Origin of the sequence: Flavonifractor sp. An52 (assembly GCF_002159385.1) — a bacterium.
GTDB lineage: Bacteria > Bacillota > Clostridia > Oscillospirales > Oscillospiraceae > Flavonifractor > Flavonifractor avicola.
This window is the reverse complement of sequence record NZ_NFIB01000006.1, coordinates 54,202-71,210: the sequence shown is the minus strand read 5'-3', so window position 1 is coordinate 71,210 and position 17,009 is coordinate 54,202. Positions and strand designations below refer to the sequence as shown.

General features: G+C 60.8%; 17 protein-coding genes and 1 other annotated feature. Of the genes, 2 read left to right on the top strand and 15 right to left on the bottom strand.

The features are described from left to right. On the top strand, window positions 1-750 hold the full coding sequence (locus tag B5G06_RS03620) for a DMT family transporter (protein ID WP_343286350.1): 750 nt from the start codon (window positions 1-3) through the stop codon (window positions 748-750). 46 nt (window positions 751-796) lie between these two features. Here the strand turns inward: B5G06_RS03620 and B5G06_RS03615 are convergent, their stop codons facing one another. From B5G06_RS03615 to pyrB, 14 genes are all read right to left on the bottom strand, one after another. Further along, the gene (locus B5G06_RS03615; RefSeq protein WP_087187732.1) at window positions 797-2,857 is read right to left on the bottom strand and encodes a hypothetical protein; all 2,061 of its coding nucleotides are present in this window, start codon (window positions 2,855-2,857) and stop codon (window positions 797-799) included. A gap of 15 nt (window positions 2,858-2,872) precedes the next feature. Beyond that, complete coding sequence (locus B5G06_RS03610) at window positions 2,873-4,420, bottom strand: XAC2610-related protein (protein ID WP_087187731.1); 1,548 nt, start codon at window positions 4,418-4,420, stop codon at window positions 2,873-2,875. Between the two features lie 13 nt (window positions 4,421-4,433). After that, the gene (locus B5G06_RS03605) at window positions 4,434-6,095 is read right to left on the bottom strand and encodes an RHS repeat protein (protein WP_143382705.1); all 1,662 of its coding nucleotides are present in this window, start codon (window positions 6,093-6,095) and stop codon (window positions 4,434-4,436) included. Continuing rightward, the gene (locus B5G06_RS03600) at window positions 6,092-6,994 is read right to left on the bottom strand and encodes a M56 family metallopeptidase (RefSeq protein WP_087187729.1); all 903 of its coding nucleotides are present in this window, start codon (window positions 6,992-6,994) and stop codon (window positions 6,092-6,094) included. The genes B5G06_RS03605 and B5G06_RS03600 overlap by 4 nt, the downstream gene beginning before the upstream one ends. Continuing rightward, window positions 6,991-7,365, bottom strand: coding sequence for a BlaI/MecI/CopY family transcriptional regulator (locus B5G06_RS03595; protein ID WP_087187728.1), 375 nt, complete (start codon window positions 7,363-7,365; stop codon window positions 6,991-6,993). Before B5G06_RS03595 ends, B5G06_RS03600 begins: the two co-directional genes overlap by 4 nt. Window positions 7,366-7,493: 128 nt before the next feature. Continuing rightward, the gene (locus tag B5G06_RS03590; protein ID WP_242955335.1) at window positions 7,494-7,838 is read right to left on the bottom strand and encodes a serine proteinase; all 345 of its coding nucleotides are present in this window, start codon (window positions 7,836-7,838) and stop codon (window positions 7,494-7,496) included. A 98-nt stretch (window positions 7,839-7,936) separates the two neighbouring features. Further along, window positions 7,937-8,344: a GtrA family protein gene (locus tag B5G06_RS03585; RefSeq protein ID WP_087187727.1), complete on the bottom strand. Its 408-nt coding sequence runs from the start codon at window positions 8,342-8,344 to the stop codon at window positions 7,937-7,939. Continuing rightward, window positions 8,328-9,293 carry a glycosyltransferase family 2 protein gene (locus B5G06_RS03580; RefSeq protein ID WP_087187726.1) on the bottom strand — a complete coding sequence of 322 codons (966 nt, stop codon included), beginning with the start codon at window positions 9,291-9,293 and terminating at the stop codon, window positions 8,328-8,330. The genes B5G06_RS03585 and B5G06_RS03580 overlap by 17 nt, the downstream gene beginning before the upstream one ends. Before the next feature lie 151 nt (window positions 9,294-9,444). Beyond that, window positions 9,445-10,155 (bottom strand): sigma-70 family RNA polymerase sigma factor, encoded by a 711-nt coding sequence (locus tag B5G06_RS03575; protein WP_087187725.1) that lies wholly within the window; start codon window positions 10,153-10,155, stop codon window positions 9,445-9,447. Beyond that, the gene (spoIIAB, locus tag B5G06_RS03570) at window positions 10,152-10,595 is read right to left on the bottom strand and encodes an anti-sigma F factor (protein WP_087187724.1); all 444 of its coding nucleotides are present in this window, start codon (window positions 10,593-10,595) and stop codon (window positions 10,152-10,154) included. Before spoIIAB ends, B5G06_RS03575 begins: the two co-directional genes overlap by 4 nt. Window positions 10,596-10,610: 15 nt before the next feature. Beyond that, window positions 10,611-10,916 carry an STAS domain-containing protein gene (locus B5G06_RS03565; protein ID WP_087187723.1) on the bottom strand — a complete coding sequence of 102 codons (306 nt, stop codon included), beginning with the start codon at window positions 10,914-10,916 and terminating at the stop codon, window positions 10,611-10,613. Window positions 10,917-11,008: 92 nt separating this feature from the next. Further along, entirely contained in the window at window positions 11,009-11,743 is a 735-nt protein-coding gene (locus B5G06_RS03560) for a hypothetical protein (RefSeq protein WP_087187722.1), read from the bottom strand. Between the two features lie 178 nt (window positions 11,744-11,921). Continuing rightward, window positions 11,922-14,555, bottom strand: coding sequence for a valine--tRNA ligase (locus tag B5G06_RS03555; protein WP_087187721.1), 2,634 nt, complete (start codon window positions 14,553-14,555; stop codon window positions 11,922-11,924). Between the two features lie 46 nt (window positions 14,556-14,601). Next, window positions 14,602-14,814, bottom strand: a binding site (T-box leader). A 43-nt stretch (window positions 14,815-14,857) separates the two neighbouring features. Continuing rightward, window positions 14,858-15,916 (bottom strand): aspartate carbamoyltransferase, encoded by a 1,059-nt coding sequence (gene pyrB / locus B5G06_RS03550; RefSeq protein WP_087187720.1) that lies wholly within the window; start codon window positions 15,914-15,916, stop codon window positions 14,858-14,860. A 191-nt stretch (window positions 15,917-16,107) separates the two neighbouring features. On the opposite strand from pyrB, the gene B5G06_RS03545 reads away from it, so the two are divergent. After that, the gene (locus B5G06_RS03545) at window positions 16,108-16,650 is read left to right on the top strand and encodes a putative ABC transporter permease (RefSeq protein WP_087187719.1); all 543 of its coding nucleotides are present in this window, start codon (window positions 16,108-16,110) and stop codon (window positions 16,648-16,650) included. Window positions 16,651-16,694: 44 nt separating this feature from the next. On the opposite strand, the gene B5G06_RS03540 is transcribed toward B5G06_RS03545, so the two are convergent. After that, complete coding sequence (locus B5G06_RS03540) at window positions 16,695-16,907, bottom strand: hypothetical protein (RefSeq protein ID WP_087187718.1); 213 nt, start codon at window positions 16,905-16,907, stop codon at window positions 16,695-16,697. Between the last annotated feature and the right edge of the window lie 102 nt (window positions 16,908-17,009).

The following is a 17,009-nucleotide window of genomic DNA, read 5'->3' as shown; positions in this document are numbered from 1 at the left end:
ATCCTCTTTCTCTGTGCGCCAAAGCCCCATCTGCCCCGCAGTTTCCGATCTGAGCTGCCTTTCCTGGGGGCCGCCCTGTCAGGGCTCACCTTCTACTCTCTGCTGGAGAATTACGCCCTCACCTTTTCCATGGCCTCCACCGTAGGGCTCATCGTCTCCTCCGCGCCCATGTTTACCGCGCTGCTGCTGTGGCTTTGCCGTCGAACCACCCGGCCTGGAGCCTCCTTCTTTGTGGGCTTTGTTCTCGCTATGGCAGGCATCGCCCTCATCTCCCTGGCGGAGGGAGAATCCTTTGACTTCAATCCCATCGGCTGTCTGTTGGCCCTGGGCTCCGCTATCAGTTGGGGCGTCTACGGTCTGTGTCTGGAGTCCGCCCAGCGCCAGGGCCTCAACGATCTGCTGGTCACCCGGAAGGTTTTTTTCTGGGGTGTCCTTTTCACCCTCCCCTTCTGCCTGGGTACCGGCATCACCTTTGATCTGACCCGGTTTGCCCAACCGGTGATGTTGGGCAATACGGTGTACCTGGGCGTGGTGGCCTCCGCCCTATGCTTTCTGGCCTGGAACAAAGCCTCCGCCCTCATTGGCCCGGTAGCCACCAATGTGTACCTCTACCTGATGCCGGTGATCACCGTGGCTGCCTCCTTCCTCATCCTGGGGGAGCCGGTGACCCTTTTCACCCTGGGTGCCATCGTCCTCATCCTGGCGGGACTGTGGCTCTCTCAGCGCCGTTCCACCATCCTTACCACCTGATGAGAAAGGGGCCTGCCGCAGCCGTGGCAGGCCCCTCTGTTTTATGTCAATTAAACATATTGTTGAGTACGATACGGCTCACTTGGTCCCCATCAAAGAAGAAGAGGATGGCTGCCCCCCAGCCCTCCGGATCCGCGCAGTACCACAGATAATCTTCCCCGGGATACAGGCTCCAATAGTCGGTACGGGACAGCTTTTCCCCGTAGGCCGCCTCCACCTCCGCCCGGGTGGAACCCACCCGGATGCCCCGGTCGGTAGAGAGGTCGGTCCGTGTGGTCTCCAGCCGCTGGATGGCGTAGCTGCCGTCGGCATTGCAGTAGCACAGGGCCGAAAGGCCCTCCCACTCCATTTGCTGCCACCAGTCCCCCTCCTGGTAGATAGGCTCGGCCCCCTCCAGGACGGTAACCACAGGCTCCTCCCGGAAAAAGCCCACCTCACTGCCCGGCCCCGCCGGGTTGGGGTATCCGTCCCGCCACAGGGCTATCTCCCCATCTACCAGATGGTATCCCTGCTCCAGCGCAGCCTGCTCCACCGTTTCCCTGGGCACACTTTCATCCAGGACGGTAGTCATGTCTCCTCCCTGGCCCAGTTGGAACACCAGCCACAGGGGTTCCGGGTAGGCATACCAATTCCCATCCTCCCAGCCGCTGCACCTTAGCTGATAGACCACACCGTAGGTCTCGTAAAGCTGCCGCAGGCCCAGGTAGGTTGCTTCATCGATCCGCATGGTGCGTCCTTCCGGCTGGAGCGGCGCCTGGTCGGCAAAGAAAATAGACATATCCGCCGGCCTGTTGCTGTAAAAATAGGCCACTGCGGCGCTCTGGGCTGCCAGCGGCATGGGCGCGTCTCGCAGCATGGCGTCCGCCTCGGGGAAGGCGGTAAGGATGCCCTGCTCCAGCATCCAGTACATAATCCGATAATTATAGGTGCCTACAGCAGCCAACCGAGTGGGCTCCACCTGTTCGGAATCATACTCTCCCAGCGATCCGACGAAGGTATACTGCTCGCCCTTACGGAAAAAGAGCAGATCTTCGCCCACATAGGTACCGTTGGCGCCATAGGTAATTCCATAGCACTCCAGAGCGTCCATATCCCGCCATTCTTCCGCCAGATCCAACCGACTCAAATCATGGAAGCTGGCACAGAGGATCAGTTCCATAGGCGGTTCGGAATAGCCCAGAGAATCTTTCATATATTGCAGGACTTGTTCCTCCACCTGGGGAGGAATCTGTTCCATCACAAAGCCCCCTTCCGGTTCTCCGCCGGATGGGCCCCACTGGTACCACAGGGGGGTATCAAAGCCGGCCAGCTCCTCCGCCGGAATGAGCAGTTCCTCCGTGAGCATCAAGGTGGCCTTGCAGTTGTAGTGGCGCCAGTTGCCGTCAGCATATGCCAGCAGGTGCTGCCAGCCGTCCACAGCGTCCACCGCCGGATCGGCATCGTCGGTCATACAGGTGAGGTAGAACTCCACGCCCCCGTCATCCCGGATGCGGAACCCGGTCACCGCCCCATCTTGCGCGGCCAAAGCCACTTCTGCCTCCGGCAGCTCCCCGTTCAGGTACTCCTCCGCTCCCCGGCAGAGGGCATCCTCCGTGGTTCCCGCCAATTCCAGGGCCTCCGTCAGGGTGACCACCCGATCCTCCTGCCGGTCGTAGACCAGGGTGTAGATATCACCGTCGTTGCCGGAGCTGGCAGAGTCCAAATAGAAGATCAGGTTATCGTACCGTTCGGTCACCGCAGGATAAAGCAGGCACCGTTGGCCCCCTACCGTATTCACGGGGGCATCCATAACGGTCTGATACTGGCTTTTGAGGGCGGCCAGGGCCTGGTTGACCTCCTGGGCACCCTCTCCTTCCGCCGTCAGTCTGGGGATCTCAATATAGTTGCCCAGGGCATCATAATACTGGGTGTCCATTGTGAAACTTCCGGCCTGCGTAGTACTTCGGCAGGCCACCAGCCCTCCGCACAGGCCGATGGCCAGGGTCACCATCCCTACCAAAAGCAGGGCAGGCCGCTTGTGCCGGGCAAAGAGATTACGCAGGCGCTGCTCGGTCTCTTTGGCCGACCCGCTCATGCGGGTAGACAGCCGGGTATGGGGCACGTTCATAATGGCCCTCCTCTCTCATGACCAGCTGAGCTGTCTGTAGCTGATTTGCTCCAGGGTACCGTCTTCAGTCCAGGCATACACTGCCTCCTCCGGACGGCCCACATCCCCCCGGATGTGTTCCACCACCTGCCGGTTCTCCACGTCCAGGGTGGGATTGGAAAACAGGTAGGTGGAAAAGGAAAACCGGCTCGTCTCCTCGTCCCACAAGAACCACACATAGCTCACATTGTGGGGAAAGCTCGACTCCGCCAGCAGGCCCAAATCGGGGGAACCGTCAAAATTCAGGTCCCGGATATCCGGCTCCCCAATATTGGGGTCCCGGATCAGAAACAGGCCCTGGTAGAAGCTGTCCGGCGTATACACATCGTCCTCCACCGCCATGAACTGAAGCGGTGTGTCACCCTCATAGACCCGGATCTGCTCGATAGCCAGGCAATAGGGCTGCTGGTCCAGCGGCTCCAGTTCCAGCTCCAGGGACAGGTTTCGCCCGGTGGCAGTGGTCATGGTAATCCGCTCGGTCTCCACCTGCCGGTTTTCCTCCGACAGGGCCTGCCGCACCTCCTCCTCGCTCCCTGTGACCACCCGGATGAGATTGGGCCAGAGCTGCTCCTCACCACTCCAGAACGTGGGGCAGAGCAGCACCTCCATTCCCAGCCACTCCTCTCCCGTCAAAACAGAGCAGGCCAGCAGGGTGTACCGCTGTCCGCACAGGGTCTCCTCCCCCGGCGTCACCTGGACGATCTGCCACTGGGCGGAGGTATTGCTGGCCTGCCAGGGGTTATCCTGGTCTCTGGTGCGGCTCTCCACAACCCTGCGCAGCTCATTCATAACCCGCTCAGGGGCATGGTACCCCCCCGTCAGCTGGAGCCGCTCCCGAAAGGACCATTGGGGACCCTGGCCATACAGGCGCCAGTTATCCGCACCCTGAAAGATCTCTACCCCGCCGGGACAGGGCAGGGGTATTTGATCCTCCCAGTAGTTCTGGTACTCCATCCAGACCTGGGCGTCCTCCTGCCGCAGATCCCCCTTCATGGGCCAGACCCAGGTAAAGTCGGTGCCGTCAAAGGCCAGCAGGCCCCCCTCTCCATAGGTGTAACCCTGCCCTCCGCCGTTGACGGTGTAGAGGAGATAGTCCACATCGTCCTTTCGGAAGGTGGAAACCTGGGGTCTTCCGCCGCTGGAGGTGGCGGAAAACACCGGCCCAGTAAGCTGGCCCCGGTCATCCTCTACGCCGATGACCAGGGCACAGTGGGGATAGTCGTCGTAAAAATGGCCGGCTACCAGGGTGCCCCCCTGGCCCTGGATACAGGCCAGCTCCTCCCGCTGAGGTTTCCCATCAAAACTGACCTCAGCGGCATCATACAGGGCATCCAGCCGCTGCTCCTGGCCAACCTGGGCACGGCAGGCCACCAGGGAGCCGCACAGACCGATGGCAAAGCCCACCGCCATCACCAGAGCCAGAGCGGGCCGCCGGTGCTTGACAAAGAGATTGCGGACCCGCCCCTCGGTCTCCCTGGCCGAGCCGCTCATGGCCGTGGACAGCCGGGTTTTGGGCAATTTCATAGCGTTCCTCCTGTTATGTTTCCGATTGCAGCACCAGGTTGCCCTGGCTGTCCCAGCCGTAGGTGCGGGTCACCATAGCGTTCCAGTCCCGGTTCCACATCCGCTCCTCCAGCTGCCCCTCCTCAGGCAGCAGGGTCAGTTCCCCGGCCAGGGTGGCCAGATGGCGGAACTGTCCCGCCTCACTGTCCCACACAAACCAGCAGCGGCAGGCGTTCTGGGTGGCGTCGCATAGCAGGCCGAACTCCTCCACCCCGTCAAAGTTGATATCCCGGGTCGCCACCGGCCCCCCTGCCGGGCTGTCAATATGGAAGCCCTGGAAGGTGTGGACTCCGTCGTCCGCCACATCCTCCGGTGTGATGGTCTGGACCACCTGGCCGTCCTGCAACAGCTGGACCCGGTCGTACAGCACCGTTGTGACCAGCGCGTCCTCCCCCAGGGGCGGGGTACACCGCAGGGCCAGGGTCAGGGTCTCGTCGCCGCCCACGTCCAACTCATAGGTATCGGTAAAGTAGCCGTCGGAGGTATAGGTGATCTGGCTGCCGTCCCAGGCCGCTGTTCCCCATATGTAGCTGTGCCATTTGTCATACAATTCCGGGATACGCAGGACCTGCAGGCCGTTCTCACCGGTCTCCACATAGGCATTAGCTACGGCGTCCAGTTGGAACCGCTGGGCCAGCTTATTGTCCTCCACCTCCAGCACCACATAGGCGCAGGCGCCGTAGTTGGACCCGGGACTTGCCAGGGCGGCCAGCAGGGACTGTTGCTCTCTGGAGGTCATATGGAGCGGGGTGACCGTGGGGCGGGTGACCGCTGGATAACGCCAGGACAGCACCTCTCCGGTACCCAGGGTCACCACCATCTCCGTGGAACCCTGGTCCTGCCCGTCCGGCCAGGTTGCCCTAACCGTCAGATGGTCGTCTCCCACACCCTGGCCGTCCAGCGTGAGGTTCTCCAGATAACTGAGGCTGCTCCCATCCGGCAGGGGCTGTCCCTCCGGGGTAAGTACTACCTCGCTCCAGTCAGCCGCTTCCAGCAGCCGGGACAGGGGTACCCGCTCCTCCATCTCTCCCACATCGTCATAGGGCCAGACGTGGATGGCCACCATCTGATCCTCCGGCTGGAAGGCCAGCTCCACCATGCGCCAATAGTCCCCCTCCAGGCCCAGCAAACCGGCTGCCGCCGCCTGGAGCTGCTGGGTCCGCAGGGACCCGTCCGGCCAATACCGGTACACCTGCAGGAAGAATTCATTCTCCACCAGGGCATCCACCGCCCCATCCCCGTCCAGATCCACCTGGTACAGGGGCATCCAGGTCTCCGTCAGCGGAAACTCTGTTCCGTCCTCCAGCCGGATCTGATAGGCGTAATTATGCACGCCATCGTCTGTCAAGGTGTGTGTCACGGTACCTGAAAGACCTAAAAGATCCGCAAAGGGCACCGTCTCCTCTCCCGGCTCGGTGAGGACAAAAGCCAGTTCCTCTCCCGCCGGGGCAGCGGAAATGGCCGTCTCTGATCGGCAGGCCACCAGGGAGCCGCACAGGCCGATGGCCAGGGCCACCACCGCCACCAGGCCCAGGGCGGGCCGCCGGTGCTTGACAAAGAGATTGCGGAGTCGTCCCTCGGTCTCTTTGGCCGAGCCGCTCATGGCTGTAGACAGCCGGGTCTTGGGCAATGTCATGCTTTCTCCTTTCTCAGGGCAGCCACGGCCTGCAAAATCGCTCTGCCGTAGGCGGCGTGTTCCTCCTGGGGCAGCCGCTTCAGGGCCCCCTCGTCGCAGGCCAGCTCAGTATCCCGCTCCACGGAGCGCACCATCAGCCACACCAGTGGATTGAACCAGTGGACGGCGTTCACCCACAGCACCAGAGTTTTCAGCCAAATGTCCCGGCGGCGGTAGTGAACCAGCTCATGGAGCAAGGCGTAGCGCAGTCCTTGACCTCCGGCGTCCTCCGGCAGCAGCAGCACCGGCCTGAACAACCCCGCCAGCATGGGTACCGCCAGCCCGGGGCACAGGCGCAGCCGTGGCCTGCGCTGGAGGGAGAGGCTGTCGCACAGTCCGTTGAACAGGCGGATAGTGCCCGCATCCTCCACCGGGCGGCACCACCGGGCCAGGTATCTTTTAAACCGGAAATGAGCTATGAGATTCCACCCCAGCACCGCCGCGTCACCTGTCACCCACAGCGCAAGCAGGATACCGCCCACCGTGATGGGCGCCGGCTGGGCCTGCTCTGTGGGCAGGGCCTCAGGCGCAGGAGTGGAGACCGGGACAGCCGAGGGTGCCGCAGATGGAGCCGCCGTCTGGACCGGCTGGGAGGGCTGAGCCGCACTGGGCCGGGGTGTCCGCATCGGCTGGTAGATCACCCGGTCCGGCGGCACCTGGATCTGGATGGGGGCGGAGGCCGACCCGGCGGGCAGCAGAGGCAGGGGGACGGCCAGCCGGAGGGCCAGCAGCAGCCAGGCCCAGCACCGCCACCTGGCACCGTATCGTCCCCGGGTCAGTTTGGCCAACACCACCAACAGCAGGATTACCGCCCCGCCTCCCAGGCTCACGCCCGCCATGGAGGTCAAAAAGTCTGTCATCTCTGCTTCTCCCCGCTCAGTTCATCCAACAGATCCCGCAGATCGTCCAGATCCCGCTCCTCCAGGCCATTTCTGGCCAGGGCTGCCAGGAAGTTTCGGGGAGAGCTGCCGTACAGTTTGGAGAGCACCGCCTGGCTGTCAAAGGCCAGGTAGTCCTCCCGGCTGACCAGCGGGGTGTACAAGTTGCTCTTTCCCTCCCGGCGAACGGCTACAAAGCCCTTCTCCACCAGGCGGGTCAGATAGGTATTCACCGTATTGGAGGCCCAGCAAAAGCCCTCCAGGGCAGTCTCCAAGGCGGAGCGCGGAGTATCCGGCCCGGAGGCCCACAGGGCCTTCATCACTTCTAACTCAGTATCGGGCAGTCGTTTCATCTCTATCACCAACTTCATTTGTAGTGGATATCATTATACTACATTTGAAGTAGATATTTGTCCAGTTACAATCCAGTTACAGGCATAAGAAAAGCCCTCCGCCGGTTGGGCGGAGGGCTTTGGTTGTTTTATTCCTCGGTGTGGTCGCGGGCAGCCTGAGCGGCAGCCTGAGAAATATCCTCATCGGACAGGGTGCCGTCCTTCTTGATCTGAGCGATGCGGGCCTTGTTCTCCTCAATGTTGATCTTGGCGGTGGTGATCCGCTGGCAGAGGGCGGCGTAGCCCGGCTCCGGCGCACCTCCCCGCTCGGCATAGTAGAGCTTGCCGATCTCCAGATAGGCCTTGCGGATAGCGTCCTCCTCTCCGGAATTGTTGAGGGACAGCTTGGTGATCTCCATCAGCTGCTTGGACTTGGCCATGCCGGCCCGACCCAGGTCGGTGGCTTTATCCTTCAAATCGTCAAAAAAGGCCATTTTCCTACCTCCTTGCGGTATAGTGGCTGAAATGCTGGCCCTATTCTACCCCCATTTTCCGGCGGACGCAAGAGAACGCCGGGGGATTTCACATAAATTTAATGCTTCTTTTTCTGGAAGGCAAAGAACCGCTGGCCGAAATAATTGAGGATGGTGTACAAGGCCATACCGCCCAGCTTGGTGAGGCGCTCTTGCCAGATGGGATCCATGCCGGTATTACCCAGCACCCAACCCGCGATGGGCTGGGCCAGGGCATAGGCAATCACATAGCACACCGCCACGTTGATGGCAAACTTTACCGCTGAGTGCAGGAAGGTCTCCTCACTGTGGAAGGTAAAGTGGCGGTTGAGGAAAAAGCTCATCACTGCGCCCGCCACATAGGCGATGGCGGTGGAGGGCCAGTAGCCCAGCCCCTCCAGCAGGAACATGAGCACCATGGACAGCAGGGTATTGCCCACCCCCACCAGCAGGAATTTGGGGATGGAATTATCAATCAGTTTTGCCATGCTTGTCCTCCAATACCTCACGAATCAGGAACCGGGGCCGCTCCTTAGTCTCCAGATAGACCTTGCCGATGTACTCACCAATGACGCCCAAAGAGAGCAGGATCAGTCCCCCGATGGCCCACACGGAGCAGATCAGACTGGCCCAGCCCAAAATGGTCTCACCCATGGCCCAGCGGACGATGGAGTAGATGAGCATGGCAATACTCACCAGAAACACCAGGAAACCCAGGCCAGTAATCATGCGGATGGGCTTCACCGACAGGGAGGTAATGCCCTCCATAGCGAAAGAGAGCATCTTTTTCAGGGGGTACTTGCTCTCACCGGCAAAGCGCTCTCCCCGCTCATACTCCACAGTACCGGTGCGGTAGCCGATCATGGGCACGATCCCCCGGAGGAACAGGTTGACCTCCTTGAACTGAGCTAACCCCTCCAGGGCCCGGCGGGACATAAGGCGGTAGTCGGCGTGGTTGAACACCGTCTCCGCCCCCATGGAGTTCATCAGCCGGTAAAAGCCCTCGGCAGTAAAGCGCTTGAAGAAGGTGTCCTTCTTCCGGGAGGAGCGAACGCCATACACGATGTCACACCCGGCATAATACTGCTCCACCATGGCGTCCACCGCATCGATGTCGTCCTGGAGGTCGGCGTCCATGGAGATGGCCATATCGCACCGCTCCTTGGCGGTCATCAGCCCTGCCAACAAAGCGTTCTGATGGCCCCGGTTGCGGCTCAGGTCCACGCCGGAGAAGATGGGGCTGCTCTGGTGCAGCTCCTCAATGAGCTGCCAGGTCTTATCCTTGGAACCGTCGTTTACAAAAAGAACCCGGCTCTCCCGGGAAATAGTTCCGGCAGCCATCAGGGCCTCCAGCTTTTCTTTCAGCCTGCGTGAGGTCTCTGGCAGCACTTCTTCTTCGTTGTAGCAGGGAACGACAATATAAAGAATATCTTCCATATCAATCCATCTTCCTTGCGTTTTTTGTTCTGTTTGGTCATTATACTCCCTTTGGACGAGAAAAACCACCATTAAGTTCCTCTTATCCAAACAAAGTCATGCTCAGCACAGGACAAATACACGCCAGCCTCTCTCAGCTTGTCCGCATCCCTCACTCCTCCAGTTTCTTTCGCAGCCGCTCCACCGCCCGGCGCTCAATGCGGGATACCTGGACCTGGCTCACCCCCAGCACCCGGGCCGCCCGGTCCTGAGTCATGCCCCGGTAGTAGCGCAGCAGGATCACCTGCTGCTCCCGGTCAGGCAGGGCGGCGATGGCGGTACGCAGGGCCTCACGCTCCACGATACCCTCCTCGATACCCTCGGTGCCCAACACACTCTCCAGAGTCAGGCCGTCCCCTGTCTCCATCTGGAGGGAGGCCACCGGCAGCCCCGCCTCCTCAGCGGCGGCAATCTCCTCCGGCTCCAGCCCGGTGGCCTCGGACAGCTGGGACAAGGTGGGTTCCCGGCCCAGGGAGGCCGACAGCCGTTCCCTGGCCGCCCGGATGGCCATCCCCCGCTCTTTCAGACCGCGGCTGACCTTAATAGCGCCGTCATCCCGTAGGTAGCGCCGGATCTCACCGGCGATCTTGGGCACGGCATAGGTGGAGAACTGACAGCCAAAGGCGGGATCGAAGCCCCGCACCGCCTTCACAAAGCCCAGGCAACCCAGTTGATACAGGTCCTCCGGCTCCACTCCCCGGCCGTAGTAGCGGCGCACAATGGACCAGATCAGCCCACCATTCTCCTCAATGAGCCTGGCACAGGCCTCGTTGTCCCCCCGGCGGGCCTCCTCCAGCAGGTCGGGGGTATCCGCCACATTCATTGCGCCCCTCCCAGCCGGCGGGAGATCCTGCGGCGCATGGTCACCACCGTTCCCTTCCCCGGGGTGGAGCGTACCTTCACTCCGTCCATAAAACTCTCCATAATGGTAAAGCCCATACCGCTGCGCTCCTCTCCGCCGGTGGTAAACATGGGGCGTCGGGCCTGCTCCACATCGGAGATGCCCACGCCCTTATCCTTGATCTGGATCTCCAGGGTGTGGTCCTCAAAGAGCCGCAGCCGCATCTGGACCAGCCCCAGCTTGTCCGGATAGGCGTGGACGATGCAGTTGGTTACTCCCTCGCTCACCGCCGTCTTGATGTCATTGATCTCCTCCAGGGTGGGGTCCAGCTGAGCGGCAAAGCAGGCCGCCGTGGTACGGGCAAAGCCCTCGTTGGCCGACCGGCTGAGAAAGATCACCGTGGCCTCATTCATCGGTTTCATTATGTACTTCCTCCGTCATTCAAATTTGATCAACCGGTCCAGCCCGGCCGCCCGAAGCACCTTGCTTGCCTGCTCAGGCACATGGACCACCTCCATGGTCCCTTCCAGCTCGCTCATCCGGCGGCTGGCCCGCAGCAGTACGGCGATCCCCGAACTATCCATAAAGCTGACGCCCCCCAGATCCACCGTCAGATGACGGGGCATGGTCAGGTCGATCTGCCGTACCAACTCGCCTAAAATCTGTCTGGCCCGGTGGTGGTCCACCTCGCCGTCAATGGCCGCGTACAGCGCCCGATTCTCTGCTTTGCAGGTCACTGCCATGGCATATCCCCCCTGTACAAAAAATCGCAGTATACCAATTTTTGGTATACTGCGATCCTATCACAGATGGGGTATATATTTTGTCGAAGGACTCACCGGACCAGGGAAAAATCGGTAAAGATCCACTTCTCCCCCACTTTTTCGTAGGGGAAGTCAAACGTCAGGGTATCCACCACCGCGCCGTCCTGCTCCGGGTCCAGCACTTCCACCGTTACCCGGACGGTACAGCGGTTTGGGTCTCCGTCCCGCAGGACCTGGGTCGTCTCGGCACCCCTGGTGATGTCGGTGCCCCGGCCGCCGTCCTGGACGTAGAGGACGCCGTCGATGTCCACATACTGGGTTCCGTCATAAGGCAGCAGCTTTTCCACCAGATCGTCGGAAAAGAGGCTCTTGAGGTAACCCCGCAGGCTGACCGTGCTGTCAATGCCGGGATAGTCTACCCGATAATAGGTGGCACCGTCTACCTCGCGGCTGTCCGTTTCATCAAAGGTCATGGGCTCCACCTGGAACCACCAGAAGGCCTGCACCGCCGCCCGGTAGGCGGACAATACCTCCTCATCGTTAGGTCCGTCATAGGCCGTTGGGGTAGGGGACGGCTCCGCAGAGGGCTCCGGCTCCACAGAGGCCGTAGGTTCCGGCATAACAGTGGGCTGGGCCGTTGGGATGGGTGAGGGCTCCGCGGAGGGGGTAGGTTCGGCGCTCTGCTCCACCTCAGGCGTGGATGCGGCACTGGGCAGCGCGGTAGATACCGCCCCGGTATCCTGACAGGACCCGGTACATCCGCCCAGCAGCAGCAGTAACGCCAGCAATGGGATCAGTCTTTTCAACGCTCCAACCTCCTTTCCACGGCCCGGGTCAAACTGGGCCGTACAATATTACTGTACATTTTATCCGATTCTGCTCTGGAGCACAACCACAGTTGTGTAACAAAGTATGACAATATGGGCACAGAAACGCCGCCATCCGCGTTCGATGGCGGCGTTTCTCTGTTTTTCGAGAATTTTATCAGCCCAGCGCAGCCGCAGATTCTTCCAGCTTGACCAGCAGAGCCTTCAGCTTATTCGCCCGCTCCCGCTCGGCCTCCACTACCTGGGCGGGGGCCTTGTTTACAAAGCCGGGGTTATTCAGCTTGGTCTCCAGCTTGTCCAGCTCCTTGCGGTTCTTGTCCAGCTCCTTCTGGATGCGGGCCTTCTCCTTCTCCAGATCCACCAGCTCAGCCAGGGGCAGATACAGCCGGGCCGCATGGGTGGCGATGGTCACCATACCCTGGGTGTCCACCGTATCGGTGGCCTCCACCACCTTCACGTCGCTGGCATAGGCCAGACGCTTCAGGAAGGGAGTGCCCTGGTGGAACACGGCCTGCTCCAGAGTGGAGACGGTGAGCTGTGCCTTCTTGGAGGGGGGCACGTTCATCTCGGCCCGACGGGCACGGATGGCCCGAATGGCGTCCATGATGAGCTCCATAGCCTTCTCTTCCTCGGGGAAGTCCAGGTTGGCGTGGTGCTCCGGCCACTGCTGGAGCATCAGGTAGTCGCCCTCATGGGGCAGGGCCTGCCAGATTTCCTCGGTGATGAAGGGCATAAAGGGATGGAGCAGCTTCAGGATCTGGGTGAGCACGTAGCACAGCACCTGCTGAGCACGCACCTTAGAGTCCTCGTCCTCACCCTGAAGGCGGGTCTTGGTCAGTTCGATATACCAGTCGCAGTAGGAATCCCAGATGAAGTCGTACACCTTCTGGGCGGCCACGCCCAGCTCGTAGCGCTCCATGTTCTCCGTGATCTCGGGGATGACGCTGTTCAGCTTGGACAGGATCCACTTGTCCTCCAGCTCCAGCTTGTCGGGCAGCTGGCACTGGTCGATGGTCAGGTTCATCATCAGGAAGCGGGAAGCGTTCCAGATCTTGTTGGCAAAGTTGCGCATGGCCTCGCACCGCTCGGTGTAGAAGCGCATATCGTTTCCGGGGGAATTGCCGGTCACCAGGTTGAAGCGCAGGGCGTCGGCGCCGTACTGGTTGGCCATCTCCAGGGGATCAATGCCGTTGCCCAGGGACTTGGACATCTTGCGGCCCTTGTCGTCCCGCACCAGGCCGTGGATAAACACAGTGTGGAAGGGGGGCTTGCCGGTATGCTCACAGCCGGAGAAGATCATGCGGGCCACCCAGAAGAAGATGATGTCGTAGCCGGTGACCAGCACGTCGGTGGGATAGAAATACTTGTAGTCCTCGGTCTCCTCAGGCCAGCCCAGGGTGGAGAAGGGCCACAGGGCAGAGGAAAACCAGGTATCCAGCACGTCCTCCTCCTGCTTGATGTTCTTGGAGTGGCAGTGCTCGCACTCGGTGGGATCGTCCTCGGACACGGTGATGTGACCGCACTCCTGGCAGGTCCAGGCGGGGATCTGGTGGCCCCACCACAGCTGGCGGGAGATACACCAGTCATGAACGTTCTCCATCCAGTTGGTGTAGATCTTGGAGAAGCGATCGGGGACGAACTTGACCTCGCCCTCGTTGACCACCCGCAGGGCCTCCTCAGCCAGAGGCTTCATCTTGACAAACCACTGGGCGGAGATGAGAGGCTCCACGTCGTTGTGGCAGCGGTAGCAGGTACCAACGTTGTGCTGGTGGGGCTCCACCTTGACCAGATACCCCTGCTCCTCCAGGTCGGCCACAATGGCCTTCCGGGCCTCGTAGCGGTCCATGCCGGAGTAGCGGCCGTAGCCCTCCACCACCTTGCCGTTGTCGTCCAGCACACGGATGGTCTCCAGGTTCTGCCGCAGGCCCACCTCAAAGTCGTTGGGGTCGTGGGCGGGAGTCATCTTCACGCATCCGGTGCCGAACTCCATGTCCACATACTCGTCGGCCACGATGGGCATCTCACGGCCCACCAGGGGCAGAATGCACTTTTTGCCCACAATGTCCTTGTACCGCTCGTCGTTGGGGTTGACCGCCACGCCGGTGTCGCCCAGCATGGTCTCAGGCCGGGTGGTGGCCACGATGACGTACCGGCCCTCCTCTCCCTGGATGGGGTAGCGGATGTGCCAGAAGTTGCCCGGCTTGTCCTGATACTCCACCTCGGCGTCACTGAGGGCAGTGACGCAGTGGGGGCACCAGTTGATGATGCGGGAGCCCTTGTAAATGAGGCCCTTCTTGTACAGGGACACGAACACATGGCGGACGGCCTTGCTGAGGCCCTCGTCCATGGTGAACCGGGCACGGGACCAGTCGCAGGAGGCGCCCAGCTTCTTCTGCTGCTCCACAATGCGGTTGCCGTACTTGTGCTTCCAGTCCCACACCCGCTCCAGGAATTTCTCCCGGCCCAGGTCGTAGCGGGACAGGCCCTCGTTCTTGCGCAGCTCCTCCTCCACCTTGATCTGGGTGGCGATGCCGGCGTGGTCGGTGCCGGGCACCCACAGGGCGGCGTAGCCCTGCATCCGCTTGAAGCGGATCAGGATATCCTGGAGGGTGGAGTCCATGGCGTGGCCCATGTGGAGCTGGCCGGTGACGTTGGGGGGCGGCATGACGATGGTGAAGGGCTTCTTGTCGGGATCACGGTGGCCCTCAAAGCAGCCGTTTTTCTCCCACATCTCGTAGACGCGGCCCTCCACCTCCTGGGGTTCATAGACCTTGGGAAGTTCTTTCTTCATCTGTTACACTCCTTTTCGGGGCAAAAAAAGTTCGCCCCAAGCTGTTGCTCAGGGCGAACCTGTTAGTCCGCGGTACCACCTGAATTTCCTCAAATGAGGACACTCATTGCCTCTGTAACGGGAGGATTCCGCCGCCCCCTACTGTGGTTCAGGGGCAGAGCTCTGGGACGACCTTCCCCCCACCGCCGGAGAGCCTTGCACCAAACCGGCTCCTCTCTGTACCTTTCGCGGGGGTACTCCTTCCCATCTTAGCCTTTGGGACATAGTATATGCACTTTTCGGGAAAATGTCAAGCCTCTGGCTTACCGCAGTTCCTTGTCGCAGTAAGCGCAGCAATCCACGCCGCCGTTCTGCTTCACCAAGGGAGGCAGGTAGTGCTCGGTCTGGGTGATGCAGTTGGGGTTGGAGCACACCGGCTTGGTGCCGATCTCCACGGCGCCGGGGCTCATACGGTCCTGATTGGCCAGGTCGGTGAGCAGCGCCATACGGGCATACATACCATAGCGGGCCTGCTCAAAGTAGACCGCCCGGGGATCGTCGTCCACGTCGATGGCGATCTCGTCCACACGGGGCAGGGGATGCATCACCAGCAGGTCCTTCCGGGCCCGGTCCAGCTTCCGGCGGGTGAGGACGTAAATGCCCTTGCACCGCTCGTACTCCAGGGGATCCACAAAGCGCTCCCGCTGGATACGGGTCATATAGAGCACATCCAGCTGGGGAATGACGGCCTCCAGGCCGGTGACCTCGGTAAACCACATATCATTCTCCCGCATGAAGGCCCGCATATATTCGGGCACCGCCAGCTCACGGGGAGCAATGAGGAAAAACTTGATGCCCTTGAACTTGGCCAGGGCCTTGATGAGGGAGTGAACGGTACGGCCGTTCTTCAGGTCACCGCACAGGCCCACGGACAGACCATCCACACCGCCCCGCAGGCGGGTGATGGTGGTCAGGTCGGCGGTGGTCTGGGTGGGGTGCATATGGCCGCCGTCGCCGGCGTTGATCACCGGTACATCAGAGTAAAGAGAAGCAGCCTTGGCGGCGCCCTCCTTGGGGTTACGCATGACCACCACATCGGCGTAGCCGGACACCATCTTGATGGTGTCCTTCAGGGTCTCGCCCTTGGCGGTGGAGGTGGATTTGGGATCGGCAAAGCCGAACACGGTACCGCCCACCCGCAGCATGGCGGTCTGGAAGGAAAAGTTGGTGCGGGTAGAGGGCTCATAGAACAGGCTGGCCATCACCCGCCCCCGGCAGGCGTCCATAAAATCGGCGGGGTGGTCCATAATATCACTGCACCGCTGGTACAGGGAATCCCACTCCGCCCTTGACAGGTCTCCAAAGTCGATCAAATGCCGCATGACGCTTCATTTCCCCTTTTGAATTTTTTCTATCGTATCATATTTCCCCCCGTTCCGGCAAGAGCAGAATGGACAAATTTCCTCCTTTTTTCCCGCGGCTCCTTGACACCCCCCGCACATTGTTCCAACAGGGGCCGGCAGGTATCCTTTTGCTCCCTTCTGTCCACACTAGAGAGGAAGGAGGCGGCGTCATGTACTTGTTTTGGATTTTTCTGTTCTACAGCTTTGTGGGCTTTCTGATTGAGGTAGGCTATGCCCGGCTGAGTGGTGAATCCAAGCAGGACCGGAAGTGCCGCCTGCTTCTTCCCATCTGCCCGGTCTATGGGTTGGGCGCGCTGGGTCTGCTCCTGCTGCCGGAGTGTGTGCGGGCCCAGCCGCTTCTGCTGTTCTCCGCCGCAGTTCTGATCTGTACGGCGGCAGAACTTCTGGCGGGTCTTTTTTATGAAAAAGTCTTTCTGGTATCCTTCTGGGATTACTCCCATTTGCCTCTGCATCTGGGCCGGCACATCTGCCTCCGCTTCTCCCTGTACTGGGGCGCATTGACTCTGGCCCTCTATTATTTGCTCCATCCGACGGTTGCCTGGCTGGCTGCCGCCATTCCAACCTGGGCCACACCACCCGCTGCGGCTTTGTTGTGCGTAGATACGGTACTCACCGCCCTTCTGCTGCGCCGAACACGGGATACCGGTTCTCTACGCTGGTATGTCCGGCTGTTCCGACGAAAGCCAGCGTGAAAAACGCCCCCTTTCAGATTTTTGTATCTGAAAGGGGGCGTCCCTCATGCCCGTCTCAGGTCATTCAGAGTCTCGTCAATCTTCTTCTGGGATACGTAAGCCTGGGCTACCGAGAGGATCTGCTCCAGGGTGATGGAGCGGGCAGCCCCCAGGATGGGATGCTTGAAGAGCATAGGGAACCGGCGCTGAAGCACCGCCCGGCTGCCCGGATGGTCCAGCAGCTCCCCTACTGTAATCTGATTGCGTTTGAGTTCCATGCGCTCACCTCCAACCCAGTCTATGCACCAGTGACGCAGATTTGACTTGCGGGCTGATGTGGGGCAGGCTATAATGGTGTGCATACCATATATCCGGATAAG

Bases quoted from the DNA above. Each gene is read 5' to 3' on its own strand.
- B5G06_RS03540 (WP_087187718.1), bottom strand. From the start codon at position 16,907: ATGGAACTCAAACGCAATCAGATTACAGTAGGGGAGCTGCTGGACCAT.
- B5G06_RS03590 (WP_242955335.1), bottom strand. From the start codon at position 7,838: ATGGCCTTTTTTGACGATTTGAAGGATAAAGCCACCGACCTGGGTCGG.
- B5G06_RS03545 (WP_087187719.1), top strand. From the start codon at position 16,108: ATGTACTTGTTTTGGATTTTTCTGTTCTACAGCTTTGTGGGCTTTCTG.
- B5G06_RS03585 (WP_087187727.1), bottom strand. From the start codon at position 8,344: ATGGCAAAACTGATTGATAATTCCATCCCCAAATTCCTGCTGGTGGGG.
- B5G06_RS03575 (WP_087187725.1), bottom strand. From the start codon at position 10,155: ATGAATGTGGCGGATACCCCCGACCTGCTGGAGGAGGCCCGCCGGGGG.
- B5G06_RS03600 (WP_087187729.1), bottom strand. From the start codon at position 6,994: ATGACAGACTTTTTGACCTCCATGGCGGGCGTGAGCCTGGGAGGCGGG.
- B5G06_RS03580 (WP_087187726.1), bottom strand. From the start codon at position 9,293: ATGGAAGATATTCTTTATATTGTCGTTCCCTGCTACAACGAAGAAGAA.
- B5G06_RS03605 (WP_143382705.1), bottom strand. From the start codon at position 6,095: ATGACATTGCCCAAGACCCGGCTGTCTACAGCCATGAGCGGCTCGGCC.
- B5G06_RS03595 (WP_087187728.1), bottom strand. From the start codon at position 7,365: ATGAAACGACTGCCCGATACTGAGTTAGAAGTGATGAAGGCCCTGTGG.
- B5G06_RS03565 (WP_087187723.1), bottom strand. From the start codon at position 10,916: ATGGCAGTGACCTGCAAAGCAGAGAATCGGGCGCTGTACGCGGCCATT.
- spoIIAB (WP_087187724.1), bottom strand. From the start codon at position 10,595: ATGAAACCGATGAATGAGGCCACGGTGATCTTTCTCAGCCGGTCGGCC.
- B5G06_RS03610 (WP_087187731.1), bottom strand. From the start codon at position 4,420: ATGAAATTGCCCAAAACCCGGCTGTCCACGGCCATGAGCGGCTCGGCC.
- B5G06_RS03555 (WP_087187721.1), bottom strand. From the start codon at position 14,555: ATGAAGAAAGAACTTCCCAAGGTCTATGAACCCCAGGAGGTGGAGGGC.
- pyrB (WP_087187720.1), bottom strand. From the start codon at position 15,916: ATGCGGCATTTGATCGACTTTGGAGACCTGTCAAGGGCGGAGTGGGAT.
- B5G06_RS03615 (WP_087187732.1), bottom strand. From the start codon at position 2,857: ATGAACGTGCCCCATACCCGGCTGTCTACCCGCATGAGCGGGTCGGCC.